14 protein-coding genes and 1 tRNA gene are annotated in these 16,344 nt (G+C 68.7%); 8 read left to right on the plus strand and 7 right to left on the minus strand.

Annotated elements, in window-relative coordinates; all coding sequences use genetic code 11:
* Positions 1-17: 17 nt before the first annotated feature.
* From OG702_RS20700 to OG702_RS20715, 4 genes are all read left to right on the plus strand, one after another.
* The gene (locus OG702_RS20700; protein WP_327290392.1) at positions 18-368 is read left to right on the plus strand and encodes a metallopeptidase family protein; all 351 of its coding nucleotides are present in this window, start codon (positions 18-20) and stop codon (positions 366-368) included.
* A 265-nt stretch (positions 369-633) separates the two neighbouring features.
* Entirely contained in the window at positions 634-1,194 is a 561-nt protein-coding gene (locus OG702_RS20705; protein WP_327290393.1) for a hypothetical protein, read from the plus strand.
* 252 nt (positions 1,195-1,446) lie between these two features.
* Entirely contained in the window at positions 1,447-3,669 is a 2,223-nt protein-coding gene (locus OG702_RS20710; protein ID WP_327290394.1) for a DEAD/DEAH box helicase, read from the plus strand.
* A 151-nt stretch (positions 3,670-3,820) separates the two neighbouring features.
* A tRNA-Lys gene (locus tag OG702_RS20715) sits at positions 3,821-3,893 on the plus strand.
* 181 nt (positions 3,894-4,074) lie between these two features.
* Here OG702_RS20715 and OG702_RS20720 read toward each other — a convergent pair.
* The 4 genes from OG702_RS20720 to OG702_RS20735 form a co-directional block, all read right to left on the minus strand.
* The gene (locus OG702_RS20720) at positions 4,075-4,878 is read right to left on the minus strand and encodes an aminoglycoside phosphotransferase (RefSeq protein ID WP_327293303.1); all 804 of its coding nucleotides are present in this window, start codon (positions 4,876-4,878) and stop codon (positions 4,075-4,077) included.
* A 94-nt stretch (positions 4,879-4,972) separates the two neighbouring features.
* The gene (locus OG702_RS20725; protein ID WP_327290395.1) at positions 4,973-5,185 is read right to left on the minus strand and encodes a hypothetical protein; all 213 of its coding nucleotides are present in this window, start codon (positions 5,183-5,185) and stop codon (positions 4,973-4,975) included.
* A complete protein-coding gene (locus OG702_RS20730) occupies positions 5,182-6,258 on the minus strand; it encodes a radical SAM protein (protein ID WP_327293304.1) in 1,077 nt (358 codons plus the stop codon). Before OG702_RS20730 ends, OG702_RS20725 begins: the two co-directional genes overlap by 4 nt.
* A gap of 116 nt (positions 6,259-6,374) precedes the next feature.
* The gene (locus OG702_RS20735) at positions 6,375-7,232 is read right to left on the minus strand and encodes an ATP-binding protein (RefSeq protein ID WP_327290396.1); all 858 of its coding nucleotides are present in this window, start codon (positions 7,230-7,232) and stop codon (positions 6,375-6,377) included.
* A 250-nt stretch (positions 7,233-7,482) separates the two neighbouring features.
* On the opposite strand from OG702_RS20735, the gene OG702_RS20740 reads away from it, so the two are divergent.
* From OG702_RS20740 to OG702_RS20750, 3 genes are all read left to right on the plus strand, one after another.
* Positions 7,483-8,745 carry a helix-turn-helix domain-containing protein gene (locus OG702_RS20740; RefSeq protein ID WP_327290397.1) on the plus strand — a complete coding sequence of 421 codons (1,263 nt, stop codon included), beginning with the start codon at positions 7,483-7,485 and terminating at the stop codon, positions 8,743-8,745.
* Positions 8,742-9,254 carry an NUDIX hydrolase gene (locus OG702_RS20745; RefSeq protein WP_327290398.1) on the plus strand — a complete coding sequence of 171 codons (513 nt, stop codon included), beginning with the start codon at positions 8,742-8,744 and terminating at the stop codon, positions 9,252-9,254. Before OG702_RS20740 ends, OG702_RS20745 begins: the two co-directional genes overlap by 4 nt.
* Before the next feature lie 223 nt (positions 9,255-9,477).
* On the plus strand, positions 9,478-11,397 hold the full coding sequence (locus OG702_RS20750) for an ATP-dependent nuclease (RefSeq protein ID WP_327290399.1): 1,920 nt from the start codon (positions 9,478-9,480) through the stop codon (positions 11,395-11,397).
* Between the two features lie 1,000 nt (positions 11,398-12,397).
* On the opposite strand, the gene OG702_RS20755 is transcribed toward OG702_RS20750, so the two are convergent.
* From OG702_RS20755 to OG702_RS20765, 3 genes are all read right to left on the minus strand, one after another.
* The gene (locus OG702_RS20755; protein WP_327290400.1) at positions 12,398-13,051 is read right to left on the minus strand and encodes a class I SAM-dependent methyltransferase; all 654 of its coding nucleotides are present in this window, start codon (positions 13,049-13,051) and stop codon (positions 12,398-12,400) included.
* Positions 13,052-13,133: 82 nt separating this feature from the next.
* Positions 13,134-13,640 carry a hypothetical protein gene (locus tag OG702_RS20760; RefSeq protein WP_327290401.1) on the minus strand — a complete coding sequence of 169 codons (507 nt, stop codon included), beginning with the start codon at positions 13,638-13,640 and terminating at the stop codon, positions 13,134-13,136.
* 199 nt (positions 13,641-13,839) lie between these two features.
* Entirely contained in the window at positions 13,840-14,799 is a 960-nt protein-coding gene (locus OG702_RS20765; protein WP_327290402.1) for an ATP-binding protein, read from the minus strand.
* Between the two features lie 179 nt (positions 14,800-14,978).
* On the opposite strand from OG702_RS20765, the gene OG702_RS20770 reads away from it, so the two are divergent.
* Complete coding sequence (locus OG702_RS20770; protein ID WP_327290403.1) at positions 14,979-16,313, plus strand: transcriptional regulator; 1,335 nt, start codon at positions 14,979-14,981, stop codon at positions 16,311-16,313.
* Positions 16,314-16,344: the final 31 nt, after the last annotated feature.

The raw sequence follows: 16,344 nt of genomic DNA on the forward strand, positions 1-16,344 counted from the left end.
CCGGGACAATGGGCGGTGTGCTGGAGATGAGCCGCGAGGAGTTCGAGGAGCTGGTCGGGGAAGCCCTCGACCGGATCCCGCCAGAATTGACCCGCCTGATGGACAACGTGGCCGTCTTCGTCGAGGACGAGCCGCCCGCGGGCGAACCCGATCTGCTGGGCCTGTACGAGGGCACACCGCTGACCGAGCGCGGCGAGTGGTACGCCGGGGTGCTGCCCGACCGGATCACCGTCTACCGCGGGCCCACGCTGCGGATGTGCGAGTCCCGGGAGGACGTGGTCGCCGAGACGGAGATCACCGTCGTCCACGAGATCGCCCACCACTTCGGTATCGACGACGCGCGGCTGCACGCGCTCGGCTACGGCTGACGCCTCCGGCCGGCCCGAGGTGGGAGGCGTCAGCCGCGAGGTCGGCGGCATCGGAACGGCACCCGTGACCCGGCGGCGGGCACCCGCAAGGCACCCGTACGACACCCACGAGGCACCCCTACGGCACTCGCGCCGGTGAGCCGTACGGGCACGGGCGCGTGTCCTGGCGCGGGTGCGGGGCGTTGGACACGGGGAGACACCGCCCGGCGTCGTACGCGCGTTGCGTGCGTCCGCTCCCGTCACGAGCCCCCGAGGTCCGCGCCCGATGCCCCCAGCGCACGTGCACGCAGCCGTACCCGCCCCCTCAGACGATGCCGTGGCGGCCGCACCCCCACCGCCGCCCGCCGGCGCCACCCGGACCCGAGGCGCCGGGCTGCGTTCCGCCGTGCTCGTCGCGCTGGTCGCGGCCGCCGTCGCGTCGTGCGTCAGTGCGGGCAGTGAACCCGGTCACACCAGGCCGTCCCCCGCCGGGGTCAGCGGGAGCGCCGACGTCCGGGGCGGCGGCCACGCGGGGCCGGGCGCGGACCGGTCAGGCGGCGGGAAGGACGGGATGTCGCCGTCCCCCGCGGCCCCCGGCGGGCGTACCTCGCCCGGGGCCTCCGGCACGCCGGGCCCCGGGCACTCCGCCGGCGGCCGCCCCGGTGGCCACGCCGCATCGCCCCCGGGCGGCGACGCCTCCGTACCGCAGCCGACCGCGGGCACCCCGCCGACCGCCGAGCCGACCAGCGGCCCGCCGCCGACCGCGGACCCGACGACCCAGCCGCCGGACGACCCGTCCCCGTCCGCGTCCGACCCGGGCGGCGGTCAGGAGCCCACGGGGCCGTAAGCTGTACGTGCAGGGCGTCGCTGTAGGACGTACTGGCAGGTCAGAGCCGGTTCCCGGAAGGGATTCGCTAAAGCGGCGGCTCATGCGTATGCTGGTAGATCGTTTGATCCCCTGATCCCATTGCCTGGCGCCTGATCCGTTGCGCGCCGCGTGGCGCGTTCCTTTTCTCCTGTGGCTGACCGCATCGAGGCGGTTGTAAGCAACCTGCGGAGCTGGCGCGTGCCGTAAGTCTCCGAGAGGTTTAGCTTCAGCATGTCCATTGACAGTGCCGACCGTTCCACCATGCCCGAGAACGCCGACGCCGCAGCAGCAGAAAAGGCAGCAGAGATCATCGAGCCCGGTCCGGTCGCCGCGGAGTCCGCCGGGTCGGACGATTACGCCGAGTCGGACGAGGCCACCGGAGCCGCCGAGGCCGGTGTCACCTTCGGCGACCTGGGCCTGGCCGAGGGCATCGTCCGCAAGCTCAACCAGAACGGCGTGGTCACCCCCTTCCCGATCCAGGCCGCGACCATCCCGGACGCCCTGGCCGGCCGGGACATCCTGGGCCGCGGCCGCACCGGCTCCGGCAAGACGCTGTCCTTCGGCCTGCCGCTGCTGACCCAGCTCTCCGGCGGCCACACCGACAAGCGCCGCCCCCGTGGCGTCATCCTCACCCCGACCCGCGAGCTGGCCATGCAGGTCGCCGACGCGCTCCAGCCGTACGGCGACGTCCTCGGGCTGAAGATGAAGGTCGTCTGCGGCGGCACGTCCATGCAGAACCAGATCTACGCCCTGGAGCGCGGCGTCGACGTCCTCGTCGCCACCCCGGGCCGGCTGCGCGACCTGATCAACCGGGGCGCGGCCATCCTGGACCAGGTCCAGATCGCGGTGCTGGACGAGGCCGACCAGATGTCGGACATGGGCTTCCTGCCCGAGGTCACCGAGATCCTCGACCTCATCCCGGCCGGCGGCCAGCGCCTGCTGTTCTCCGCGACGCTGGAGAACGAGATCGACAGCCTCGTCAAGCGCTACCTGGTCAGCCCGGTCACGCACGAGGTCGACGCCGCCCAGGGCGCGGTCACCACCATGACCCACCACGTGCTCGTGGTGAAGCCCAAGGACAAGGCGCCGGTCACCGCCGCCATCGCCGCCCGCAAGGGCCGCACGATCATCTTCGTCCGCACCCAGATGGGCGCCGACCGGGTCGCCGAGCAGCTGATCGAGTCCGGCGTGCGCGCCGACGCGCTGCACGGCGGCATGACGCAGGGCGCGCGCACCCGCACCCTGGAGGACTTCAAGGCCGGCCAGGTCAACGTCCTGGTCGCCACCGACGTCGCCGCCCGCGGCATCCACGTCGACGGCATCGACCTGGTCCTCAACGTCGACCCGGCCGGCGACCACAAGGACTACCTGCACCGCAGCGGCCGTACCGCTCGCGCGGGCAAGTCCGGCACGGTCGTCTCGCTGGCCCTGCCGCACCAGCGCAAGCAGATCTTCCGGCTGATGGAGGACGCGGGCGTGGACGCCTCGCGCCACATCATCGGCGGCGCGGGCGTCTTCGACGAGGACGTCGCCAAGATCACCGGCGCCCGCTCCCTCACCGACGTCCAGGCCGACGCCGTGCAGAACGCCGCCGCCCAGGCCGAGCGCGAGGTCGCCGACCTCACCCGGCAGCTCGAACGCGTCCAGCGCCGCGCCACCGAACTGCGCGAGGAGGCCGACCGCCTCACCGCCCGCTCGGCCCGCGAGCGCGGCGAGGACCCGGACGAGGCGATCGCGGCCAAGGCCGCCGAGATGGCCGAGCTCGCCGCCGAGTCGGCGTCGGCCGCGGCCGCCGCCGCGGTGCCCGCCCCGCGCGAGGAGCGCCAGCAGTCGTCGTCGTACCAACGCCGTGACGACCGCGGCAACTTCGACCGCCGCGACAACCGCTCCTCCTACGGCAACCGCAGCGACTCCCGCCCGTCGTACGGCAATTCGCGCGACGACCGCCCGTCCTACGGCAACTCCCGCGACGACCGCCCGTCCTACGGCAACTCCCGCGACGACCGCCCCTCCTACGGCGCCTCGCGTGACGACCGCCGCCCCGCGTACGGCAACCGCGACGACCGCCGCGACAGCCGCCCGTCCTACGGCAACCGTGACGACCGCCGCGACAGCCGCCCGGCGTACGGCAACCGCACCGAGTCGCGCCCCGCGTACGGCAACCGCAGCGACTCCCGTCCGGCGTACGGCAACCGCGACCGCGACGACCGCCGCCCGTCCTCCTACGACCGCCGCGACAGCCGCCCGTCCTACGGCAACCGCACGGACTCGCGTCCCGCGTCGTACGGCAACCGCAACGACTCCCGCCCGTCCTACGGCAACTCGCGCGACGAGCGTCCCTCGTACGGCGCCCCGCGCGACGACCGCGACAGCCGCCCGTCGTACACCCGCGACGGCAACGCCCCGTCGTCCTCCTACAACGACCGCAAGCCGCGCTGGAAGCGCAACGGCTGACCCCACCCCCCGCCTGACCCCCGGCCCGGGTCCGCGCCCTGCCCCCCGGCAGAGCCCGGACCCGCCCCGGCCCCCCGACGGCATCGCCACCCCCCCCGACACCCCACAACCCTGCGGACCCCCTCCGGGGACCCGGTTATGCTGTCCGTGCGGGCCGTTAGCTCAATTGGCAGAGCAGTGGACTTTTAATCCATTGGTTGTGGGTTCGAGTCCCACACGGCCTACCGCTGGAGCCCCAGGTCAGAATCATCTGGCCGGGGGCTCCACGGCGTTTGCGGGACCGTGGAGAGCACTTGCTGGGCCCCTGCTGGGCCGGAAGATCGAGGATCATGCCCCGTGGGCCGAGCTGGCAACAATCCCTGGGGCAAGCCCTCCTGGACGCCTACCAGGTTTCTCCTGCGGCGCCTACGGGTTAGTGCTGAGGGCGCGTTCCAGCGTGGCGGCCTGCCCTGCCATCGCCCTTTTCCAGGGGGCATGGTCCTGTTCGGCGATCTCCCGCCACAGAGATGCCGTCGCGGTGCCGAACGCCGTGAGCGCTTCGGGAGCTGCGCTGCGCCAGGACGGGAAGCGGCGGGCGGATTCGATCGCGGCCCCGACCGGGTGGCCGGCTTCCATGAGACGCAATGCCAGCGCGCCCGGGTCGATCCACGCCGCGCCGCGCGTCGGCCACGCCCAGTCGATGAGCCGCGCCCGACCTCCGGCGATCAGGACGTTGTCCGGGGCGAAGTCCGTGTGCAGAAGTGCGTCACCGTCGAAGTGCTGAACGGCGTCTGGCGGCGCGTACTGCGCCCACCGGTCGACGGCCTGTTTGATCTCCACGTCCGCCGGTGCGGTGATCCCTTGCAGTTCGGAGAGTGCCGCTTCCACGAGCGGCAGGTCGGGAGAGCCGGGCGCGTAGTCGGCATGGCGGCCGTCGATGACCTCGTAGCCGAGGAGGCTCCAGCCGTCCAGCTCCAGGTGCCAGTGCAGGCGCGGGCAGGAGAAAGGCAGGTGCGCGGCCACCGCCGCCTCACGGCGCTGCGCACCGACCTGGGGGTGGTCGGCCGGGATGCCCTTCACGAAGACGGGGCCGCTGTCCGTGTCGACCACGGAGGCGATGCCGGAGTTCATTCCGCCGGGCGCGGTCACCGCCCGGTGCACGGCGCCGGTCTTGCCGGCGATCGCCTGGCGGACGTCGGCGGGAAGCTGCTCGAAGGGGATACGGGACATGGACACGATGCGCGGTTCCTCGGCTGCTCGGGGAATGGGGGTGCCGCCCCGGCCAGGGTAAGGCCGGAGCGGCACCGGGCACGCCCGCTGGGGATTAGTACGGCTGGTCGTCGCCTGCCGAGCAGGAGCACTCGGCTCCCTCGGCGGCTTCGTCCAGGTCGGCGATGATCTGGAACTCGTCGTCGCCGATCGGAGTGACGGTCAGCGGTACCCGCAGGATGCCGGTCGGCTCAGTGGGCGGGCGCAAGCCGATGGTGACCGGCACCGGCTGACGCGGCGGGGCCAGGGCTGCGGTGGGTGGTGTCATGATCCATAACCTCCGTGTTGGCAGTAGAGATCTCTGCGGTCCCCCGCCTCCTGGTAGAGCTTGGCCAGCGGCCGACACGTACGGCAGGTGCCGGTCTTCGTGCAGCCGGAGCAGCCACCGGCGCGGAGCTGAAGGGACTCGGCGATCGCGCCGAGCCGGCGGAGGGCTTCGACGCCCTCGGCGATGAGGTTCACGCTCGGGTCGCGGCCGACCTTGCAGATCGACGCGATGCCGTGCGGGTCGACGTGGAAGAAGGTGTGGCCGGCGTTGCAGCCGGTGAAGACGCTGCGGGGCCGCAGGTGGTCGTACGCCTGAGTAGCCAGCGGGTTCGCTTCACCGTCGATCGTGGGCGACATGCTCGTGTACACCTGGTGTGGGAAGCCGTATGCCTCGGCCAGCCGGACCATGGCGCCGACCTCGTGGGCGTTGTCGTCCGAGACGATCACGTTGAGCCGGATCGGCAGCCTGTCCTCGCGGGCGGCGTCCAGGCCCTCCACGAACCTGCCGAAGGCACCGCGGTTCCTGGTGACCGCGTCGTACGTCTCGGCGGTCGCCCCGTACAGGCTCACGGTCAGGCGGTACGGGCGGAGTCGGGCGAACAGCTCCCGGATCGGCCGCTTCCGCAGTGAGCTGCCGTTCGATGAGACCTGGACCATCATGCCGAGCTGGTGGGCGTACTCGTACGCAGCGCCGAACTCGCGGTCGATCAGGGCCTCCCCGCCGGTGATCTGCAACCACAGGACCCCGGCGTCCCGCATCACGCGGAGGAGCTGCTGCTTGCCGTCCCAGTCCAAGCCCGCGAAGCGCTTCTCTCCGAGATAGCAGAACTCGCAGTCGTAGTCACAGCCGAGGTTGATCTCCCACGACGCTTTGGCGTAGCCGTACCGGGACCGCTCCCGGACGAGAAGAACGTTACGGAGTCCGGTCTGCGGAAGCTCCGTGCCCCACGCTCGCGCGGCGGCGTCGATCAGCCAGGCCGGGATCTTCTGATCGTTGTCGCTAGCGCGCCGCAGCTCTTCGTAACGGACTTCGGGGATGCGCACGCCCGCGGCGTGACCGGGCTGGACGAGCAGGTACTGGCCGAGGAACGGGCTGGCGACGAGGAGTGGTGCCGGACTATACGACGTCTCTCTGTCTGTGGTGACGAGCGGGTGTGCGGTCACGACGACCTCCACGGGTAGGCGAGCGGTTAATCCGGGTGGTGGGCGGCCCAGTCCTCGCGGGCGGCGACGAGCGCGGGGCGTACCTTCTCGTCAAGAAAGTCGGCGTGGGCACGGAGCTTTGCGGCGATCCCGGCGACTCCCTGCGGATCCAGGCCGAGGATCCAGCGCCCCACGCAGACCTGGAGGTTGACGACCGGTACGCGGAGGCGGGGGTCTGAGTCGTAGGGGTTGCAGTCGACGCTGCCCTCGAAGACTGCGTCCTCCTCGACCCCTTCCCATACATCCGGGGCGGTGAGGGGCATCATCGGGCCTTCGAAGAAGTTCCGGTGGTTGATGCCGGCCAGCCGTTCCGGAAGTCGGTTCAGGGGCACATTGGCCTCGGTCGGGTCGTCCTCGGCCCAGGCGGGAAGGTAGCCGGACGTCGCCGATCCCGTGTCGGTGGTGATCGTCCACTTCCCCGGAGTGCTCCAGGGAGGAGGCGTCCCGTCTGACGGCCCGAGTTCGAACCAGACGACCTTCCCAGCGGGATCGGGGGCGCTTCCCCAAGCGGTGGCCAAGGACTCGACCAGGAGCAGGCCGCGTCCGCCCTCCGCCTCCGGCGAGCTGTGGCGTCGGTGCGGGCGGACAGGACTCACGTCGGTGACCTCGACCCGGACCCGCACGCCGGTCCAGCGCACGGCCACAGCGCAGGAGGAATCGGTGTGCCGGACGGCATTCGTGATCAGTTCGGTGGACAGCAACTCCAGGTCGCCCAGGGTGTCGTCCGGCAGCGGCACGTCCCAGTCCCGCACCAACGCGACGATCTTGCGCCGGGCTTCGGGCACCGCCTCGGATTCGGCTTCGACGCGGAATCCGTACGGGCTCGTGTGATGGCCGGTCATCATCCGCGGCCCTTCACGTGAAGTCGGCCGCGATGACGCGGAAGTACGGTGCGGGGCATGGTGCTTGACCTTTCGGGAGTGCGGCGGAGGGAGTGGTGACGCACCGTTGCGTCATCTGGTGCAACGGAGCACCCTCAGTAGACGACTGCGTGCCGCACGCAAGAGACTCCAGCGCGTGATCCCAACTTGGAGTCAGCGGGCGGACCCGGGTCGTAGCCTCGGACCAGGCCGTACGGTACGGAAGAAGGTGCTCGTGACCGGTGCGGAGCGAGAACCGCAGGAGGTTGTCGCGGGACTTCTCGCGGACCAGCGCCTGCTCGTTGCCTGCGCGGAGCGCGACATGGGCACGCTCTTCCGGCTGCTCAACCACCGCGGGATCAGCACTCGCCGCATCGCCGCGGTCGTCGACATCACTCAGGGGCGGCTATACGACTACATGAACGGCAAGAGCCGGGTCGAGAAGCTGGCCATCTTCGAGCAGATCGCTGACGCCTTCCACATCCCCGGCCACCTCCTCGGCCTGGCGAATCGCCCCTGGGAGCCGGCCGCGCCGCCACCGCCTCCCGCAGTTGGCGATCCCCTGCCGGACGGCGACGACCTGGCTGCGATGGACGCCTTCCGGACCGCAGACCGGCAGGCCGGTGGCGGACGCCTCTACAACGCCGTCGTCCGGCACCTGCGTGACAACATCGGACCGCGGCTTGTCGACGCTGACGGCACCCCGCACGTCTTCGCCATCTCCGCGGTGCTCACCGAGATGGCGGGTTGGATGGCCCACGACTCAGGGCAGGACGGCTTGGCCGGACGCCACTTCACCCGCGCGCTTCCACTGGCTCGCGCCTCGGGTGACACCCCGCTCGCGGCCAGCATCGCGGCGAGCACTAGCCACCTTGCCCTGCAGACCGGCGACCCCGCTGCAGCCGTGCATTGGGCGCGGACAGGCCTCGACTTGGCGTTGGCCGGCCCCGTCGTCCCCACGCTGATTGCCCGCCTGCACACCATGTCCGCCCGAGCCCTGGCCGCAGCCAACCAACCCGATCCAGCTCTACGAGCCCTCGGCCGCGCCGAAGAAGCTCTCGAAGGGGCGGCCGATGCGGAACGCCCCTGGCTGAGTCCGTTCGACGCAGCGGCACTGGCCCTCGAATCCGCCCTCGTCCTGCGCGACCTCCAACGCCACGACCAGGCACGCGCACGGGCCGAACACGCCATCCGCCTGCGCGAGTCGAGCCGTGCCCGATCGCTGGCCTTGAGCCGGATCACCCTGGTTCGCCTTCACCTGAGCTGCGATGAGCTGGACGCCGCGGTCACGGTAGGCCACGACGTGCTCGCAGCGGACCCCAACCTCGGCTCGATCCGCGTCCTCCGCCAACTCGACGACCTTCGCGCACTGCTCGCACCCCACCGCAGTCACCCACCAGTCCGCGCACTGCTGACGCGATTCGACGAGACGAGACGGGCGAGAATGCTCTTACTCGCCGACATCGTTCCCCCGTCCAGCAAAGGCGTCACCCTATGAGGCCCACCCCCGCCGACCCCGAAGCCTGGAACGCCTACCTCGCCGAGGGCAACGCCACCCAGGCCCGCAAACGGGTCTCCGCCGACGTCCTCCTCCGCGACGACGCCGGCCGCATCCTCCTGGTGAAGCCCACCTACAAGCCCGGCTGGGACCTCCCCGGTGGCATGGCCGAGGCGAACGAGGCCCCCGACGACGCGGCCCGTCGCGAGCTGAAGGAGGAACTGGGCCTGGACGTCACCCTCCACGGCCTCCTGGTCGTCGACTGGGTCCCCCCACACGGCCCCTGGGACGACCAGCTCGCCTTCATCTTCGACGGGGGCATGCTCACTGGAGAACAAGCTGCTGCTCTGCGACCGCATGACAGTGAACTCGCCGAAGCGCGACTTGTTCCGACCGAGGAGGCAATCGGCGCACTTCGAGAACGCCTACGCGACCGCTTCCGTGCTGCAATCGCCACCTGCATGGCGTCTGCCCCCCGGTATCTGCACGACGGCGGCACCATCGTGTAGCTGTCCGCAGAGCGTATGACGGTCTGCAACGCCTTTCGGTGGGGCCATTTTGCACCGGACGTGCTTCCAGAATACCCTATAGCACAGCTACGTTCAGTTTGCTGAGATTTCATAATCCTTCGCGCGGCACTGCGGATAGCGGTTAGCATCGCAACCCCGGTCAGTCGGCTCTTCTGACTCGTGGAATACCTTTGCGTTGCCGGCCCTCGGAACAGTGAGAAGCATGAAGATCAAGCGCGTCCGCATCGAGAACTTCCGCTGCCTGTGCAAGGTAGATATAGAGATGGAAGACGTCACGTCCTTCTTGGGGCCCACGGGCGCCGGTAAGTCCACAGTGCTGCGTGCGCTTGATTGGTTCTTCAACGGCGAGAAGTCCGTCGCCTTGAGTGACGAGGACTTGCACTCGGCTCGTGGAAATCGACGTATCAGCGTTGAAGTTGAATTCGATGGGCTGACAAGTCATGACCGAGAGACGCTCGGGCATTATGCGTCGCCCGAGACCGACAGCATGATCGTCTGGCGCACATGGGAGGAGGGCGAAGACAAGATCACGGGTAAAGGACTCGCCTTCCCGCCCTTCGAGGCCGTTCGTCAGGAGGGTTCGGCGATGGACAAGCGCAGGGCCTACAGCAAGCTCCGAGAAGAGCAGCCTGGCCTCGGACTGCCGGCGGCTGGCACCGTTGCTGCGGTTGAAGAATCCATGCGGGCGTGGGAGTTGGATAACCGAAGTCAGCTGATGGAGACAGAGATTGAAGGGACGCATTTTTTCGGCTTCGCCGGCCAGAGCAAGTTGGCCGAGCTCATCGACTTCGTTTTTGTCTCCGCTGACCTACGCGCTTATGAAGAGGCCGACGATAGCAAGGCCTCGGCGCTCGGACGGATTCTCGATCACGCAGTGGACCGGAGTGAAGCCGCCAACGAGATCAGATCGGCCGAGGAAGGTATCGCTCAAGAGCGAGAAAAGATCCACGAGAAGGTTTACGGGGAGGTGCTGGACGGTATCTCGACGGCACTTTCGCGTGAAGTCTCGCTGCTTACATTCGGACGGTCTGTGCGCGTACTTCCTCTTGTGCAGGTCCCGAAGCCCGTGCGAACCGTCTTCCGAGTTCGCGTTCAAGACGGGGCGGCTGAGACCTCTGTCTATCGTCAAGGGCATGGATTCCAGCGAGCTCTGATCATTGCGGCCCTGAAGTATCTGGCGGAGCGGCGGCATCCGGAGGCTGGTACGCGGACATTGTGCCTTGCGGTCGAAGAGCCTGAGTTGTTCCAGCACCCGGCCCAGGCGCGAACTTTCGCCGAGGTTCTCAGGGGCCTGGTAACGTCCTCGGAGGGTCTCGCCCAGGTCATGTACGCGACCCATAGTCCGGTCTTCATTGACCATCGCCATTATCGGGAAGTACGTCGCCTGAGTCGTGACTTCACTGACAGGCACCCGACGACGACTGTGAATCAAGTGTCTGATCTGAAGCTGTGCGAGGCTCTGGAGCCCTATGGTGTACAAGCCGACTCGGTGCGGAGGCAGACAGGTCTCAGATGCGTGAGCACCCTGGCTGAGGGTTTCTTCGCTGATGTCGCTGTGCTGGTAGAGGGGGACACTGACGCTGCGGTGATCCTCGGCTGTGCTGAGCGGCAGAACGTCAACCTTGGTGCGCAGGGGATTCACATTGTCAGCGCCGGAAGCAAAAGCAAATTGATGCTCTGTCACGCAATTCTGCATGCGTTGAACGTGCGTTGCTACACGGTTTTCGATGGCGACGCCGGGATGGACGAGCGGAAACGGGAAGGCTTGCAGGCGCACCTTGAGGGCAAGGAGCGGGCCGACGCGCTGCGCAAGATTGATGAGGCTGTACGAAGGAACATGCTGGACAACACCAACTTGCTCGGCTATCTCGGCGGCACGCCAACAGGCGACCCGGCCGATGAGTCCGCATGTGCGTACACCGTTTTCCATGACGACCTGGAGGGTTACTTGGGCTCTCACTGGCCGGATTGGGTGGAGCGGAAACAAGGGATGGTCCGGGAAGGCGAGGGATTCGCCGGCAAGAACGCCGCGACGTACCGCGAGGCGGCGCGCACAGCCGACTCCGAACCCCCGTTGCTTCTTCGACTGCTACTGCAGAATGTTCTGGCCCTTGCCGGGTAATTGAGGTTCCAGGGACTTTGCGGGAAGCTCGTTCAACGGATGGCGGTGCGTGCTGGCCGGTGCTCCTCCGGTTCCCATGCGTGAGCGATGCGTGAGCGGATGTGCTGGCACAGGGCAACGCGCAGCGGACAGGGCGGCAACCTCTGTCCACCTGAGCTGCGGCTTTCGGGTGTCGGCCCACCGTCCACCACCGCCTGGCACGCCCTGGCCAGGACTTTTAATCCATTGGTTGTGGGTTCGAGTCCCACACGGCCTACCAGGCCGATCCCTCTACGGGGTCGCTGACCTGCGGTTACGGTGCCCCGGTCGTCCTCGGACGGCCGGGGCACAGCCATGTCCGGGGGCCGTGCGTGAGCGATGCGTGAGTGGGGGTAGCGAACCGTGCCTGCTGACTTCGCCGGTCCGTCCCGCTCTGATGTCGACTGCCGGTCGGCGGGGCACCTTGAGGGCGACGTCCACGCAGTTGCAGCATGAGTCGATGGGTCACCCGTCCATCAGCGCGCTGAGGCGCTCCGAGGGCTGAGTCGTCACCCCGGGGCAGGCCTCCGCCGTCGGGGTAGTTGTGTCTAGTCTCGCTTGACTTGACACACAGCGAAGTCAACGCCTCACAGCAGCAAGCATCTGCAAGACGCTGGAAACCGAACTCGGAGAGGGGCGGTGGCGATGAGTACATATCGCGTCACGGCACGCCGCAGCGGCGATTGGGGGGCTCTCGAAGTTCCCGACCTGCCCGGAGTTCACAGCCAGACGAAGCGACTGGACCGCGCTGCCAGCGAGACACGGGAAGCCATTAGCTTGATGCTGGATGTCGAGCTGACAGCATCGAGGTCGAGGTGGAGACCCAGCTCCCTCCGGAAGCGAGGGAAGTACTGCAGGCCGTCGTCAAAGCACACAAGGCCGCGGAAGCAGCCGTGTTGTCGTCTCGGAGGGTGCGAAGGGTGGGGCGAGCGGGCTGCGCCGCCAGTCGTCCTCGCTCATGCCGCCGGGTTCCCTCACGGCGTTACGCCCGGGCGCGGACCAGGAGCGTGCCAATGTGGTCAGGCTCGGGGGCGTCTAGGACGCGGGCTTGGGAAGCGGTGAAACCGGCCCGGGCAAGCAGGCGTTCCCATACGGGCGGGCGGTAGCTGTAGCGGTAGGTGAACATGGCCTTCCCCGCGAAGCCACCCTTGTACATGCCCTGTGGGCCGTAGGCGCCCGGGATCGCGGGTGGCTGGGAGAAGACGAAGGTCCCGCCGGGATTGAGTCGGCGGCGGATGAGTGGGAAGAGCTTCGACGGGTCGGCGAACCAGGCCGCGCCGAAGATCGAGTACACCGCGTCGTAGGTCTCCGCTGTGGAGTCGAGGTAGTCCAGCACTTCGGCGCAGTGGAACTGCGCTCCTGACGGCGCCCAGCGCTCAGCGATCTTCTCGACCATCACCGGAGACAGGTCCACGCCTGTGGCCTTCACGCCGTTCTGCGCAAGGTGGGCGAGAGCGCGTCCGGTGCCGCAGCCGATCTCCAGGACGCTGCCCGGGTCGCCCAGGAGCTCAGGGCCGGGGCCGTGGCCGGCGTACTGCGTCCAGCGGAAGACTGGCTCGGCTTCGTCCTTGAAGGCGGTGCGGGCGTAGGTGTCCCACAGTTCGGTCTCGGCGGTGATGTCGTGTTGCGCAGGCATCTGTGTCCTCTGCTTGCGGGAAGGGGCTGTGCCCCGCCCCATGATGCCCGCGAGCATCGGAAGGGGCAGGGCACAGTGCCGTTCAGTGGCTGTCGGGGACCTTGTTGTCGCACGGCGAGCAGTCCGTTCCGTCGATCGCCCACAGCTCCTCGTCGATGGCGAATCCGATCGAGGTGAGGAAGTCCGCAGTGCGCAGGCACAGTCCGTCGCTGCGGCGCTCGATGAACGGGGCGTGGTGCTTGTACCGACCGCCGTTGTACAGGCCGCAGATCGCGAACCACACGGGCGTGTCGAGGATGAGCTGGTGGACGCCGATGTCGACGAGTTTGCCGACGCCCAGGTGCACCTCGGGGTGCTCGATGCAGGCGAGGGTGTACATGACGGCGTTGCCGAGGATCCGTTCGGCCATGTCGCGGACCATGGTGTGGTCACGCAGCAGGAGGGCGATCTCGCGGTCCCAGAGGGTCATGCCGCTGTCGAGGATGTTGACGGTCAGGTGCGCGATGTGGGGCAGGACGGCGTTGAGGAGTTCCTTCGGGTCCCGAGTGCGTAACCCGATACCGGTGTCGATCTGGACGGCTGTAGTCATGGTGCTGTCCTCCTATTTTGGGGGTGGATAAGGTTTCTGATCTCCAGCGGCTGCTGGGGGCCCGCATGGCGCCCTGAAGGCGTGACGTTTTGCAGTCGGGTCTCCGGGCAACCGGTGACATCCACCGGCACCCGGGCTCCCTAGGCGGCGCTCGCACAGCCGCGCCAGCGGGGAGGGGCCGGGGCGGCGAGTGTGCCGGTTACGTGCGGCCCCCCGGGCCTGAGGCTGGGGAGCACTGCTGGGCTGACGGGTGGTGGGCGGCCCAGTCCTCGCGCGCGGCGTCGAGCGCGGGGCGTACCTTCTCGTCGAGAAAGTCGGCGTGGACGCGGAGCTTCGCGGCGACCTCGGCGACTCCCAACGGGTCCAGGCCGAGAATCCAGCGCCCCACGCAGACCTGGAGGTTGACGACCGGCACACGGAGGCCGGGGTCGGGGTCGTAGGGGTTGCAGTCGATGCTGCCCTCGAAGACCGCGTCCTCCTCCGCCCCTTGCCATACGTCCGGGGCTGTGAGGGGCAGCATCGGGCCTTCGAAGAGGTTCCGGTGGTTGATGCCGGCCAGCCGTTCCGGCAGCTGGCCCAGGGGCACATTGGCCTCGGTCGGGTCGTCCTCGGCCCAGGCGGGAAGGTAGCCGGACGTCGCCGATCCGGTGTCGGTGGTGATCGTCCACTTCCCCGGAGTGCTCCAGGGAGGAGGCGTCCCGTCGGAGGGCCCGAGTTCGAACCAGACGACCTTCCCAGCCGGATCGGGGGCGCTTCCCCAAGCGGTGGCCAGGGACTCGACCAGGAGCAGGCCGCGTCCGCCCTCCGCTTCCGGCGAGCTGTGGCGTCGGTGCGGGCGGGCTGGACTTACGTCGGTGACCTCGACCCGGACCCGTACGCCGGTCCAGCGCACGACCACGGCACAAGGAGCGTTGGTGTGCCGGATCGCGTTGGTGATGACCTCGCTGGACAGTAGGCCCAGATCGCTGAACGTCTCTTCTGTGAGCGGGACGCCCCAGCCACGTGCCACGTCGGGCACTTCTCGCCGGGCTGCCGCGACAGCCGCCTCGTCCGCGGACACGCGGAATCCGTGGCTGAAGGCGAGGCGCAGGTCGCTCAGGTTCGACGGGGCAGGGGGAGCGGAGTGCGCCGCCTCACCCGGCGCAATGGTGTGTGACATGTCGTGGAGACCCTTCGGGGAGGAGACGGAGCACGCAGGTGGCGTAGCGATAAGAAGAGACTCCGCCGACGGTCCGCCCGGCGGGAGTGTGTGCGGGGTCCGGGTACGGGGTTCGCGAACACACACTGTGTGAAGGCGAATTGGTTACGCTCGGCTGCACTGAGTGATGCGAGGACTACATGGAGCCGAACACCCTGCTCGACGCTCTGCTTGACGAAGCCGGTATGTCCCGGATCGGCTTGGCCGCGCGCGTGAACGCCGCTGGCAGGTTTCGGGGCAGGCAGATGCGCTATGACCACTCCTCGGTGATTCGCTGGTTGCGCGGGCAACGTCCACGCGGCATCGCGCCCGACCTGATCTGCGATGTTCTCTCCGAGCGCCTGGGCCGACCGGTGAGCCTCGATGACATCGGCATGGGCCTTCCCGGGACCGGTGGGCACGCCTCGCCGTTGTCCGGATCCATTGAGCACTCCACCGCGCTGTGGCGGGGAGACGGCCAGCAGCGCGACGATCTCGTGTGCGCCCCACTCCTCACCGGCATGGCCGCGATCAGCCCGGTCTGGGAGTGGGAGAACCCACCGGAGGACCTCGACGTCTCGCGTGGGGGCAGCCTTCATGTGGGGCGCGTCGACGTGGAGGTGCTACGCATCGCCCGAACGCACTACGAGGCGATGTACCGCCAGACGGGCGGCGTCGCCACGCGAGGCCGAATCGTAAGGTTCCTCGCCGAGCACACGTCCCCGCTGGTTCGGGGTGCCTACACGGATGCCACTGGCCGTGAACTCCACCGCGCGGTAGGCGGCTTGGCGGCAGTTGCCGGAATCTGCGCGTACGACTCCGACGCCCAGGGGCTCGCTCAGCGCTACTTCCACCAGGCATTACGCCTTGCCAAGGCGTCCGGTGACCGCGCCTTTGGCGGCTACGTCATAGCGCTCCTGGTCAACCAGGCCGTGTTCGTGCGGGACTTCCGGCAGGCGGTGGCCTTCGCCGAAGCCGGTATCCGTACCGCTGGCGCTCACATGTCCCCAGCGCTGGCCACCGACCTGTACGCCATGCAGGCCAAGGCGTTCTCCCGCATGGGTGACCAGGCCGCGGCCCGCCGCTGCATGCTTCTCGCCGAATCTGCCGCCGCGCGCATCCGGCCCGCTGACGAGCCGGCCGAGCTGGGTTACGTTCAACCTGGCCTGGTCGAAGCGCAGTTGGCGGAGGCCCTCATCAGCCTCGGCGATTGGGCTCCGGCCCAGACGTACGCCACCGAAGCGGTACGAGCCCGCGCGCACGCCCGCGGCTCCGTACACCGCCTGGCGACACTTGCCACCGCCGACCTCGGCCTTGGCAATCCCGAACAGGCCGCCGCACACAGCCTGGCCGCACTGAACCTGGCCAGAGGGCAGGAGTCGCGGCGGCTACGGGACCGCTTCACCAGACTCCGTGGCCTGCTCGCTGACCACGGTTCTGCCGCAGGCCGTGATGCGGTCGAGCAGATCGACGTCTCACTGTCGCTGCCGTTGTGATGGGCACAGGGGTTGTCCGGTGCGATAGCGT

The organism is Streptomyces sp. NBC_01198 (assembly GCF_036010485.1).
Lineage (GTDB): Bacteria > Actinomycetota > Actinomycetes > Streptomycetales > Streptomycetaceae > Actinacidiphila.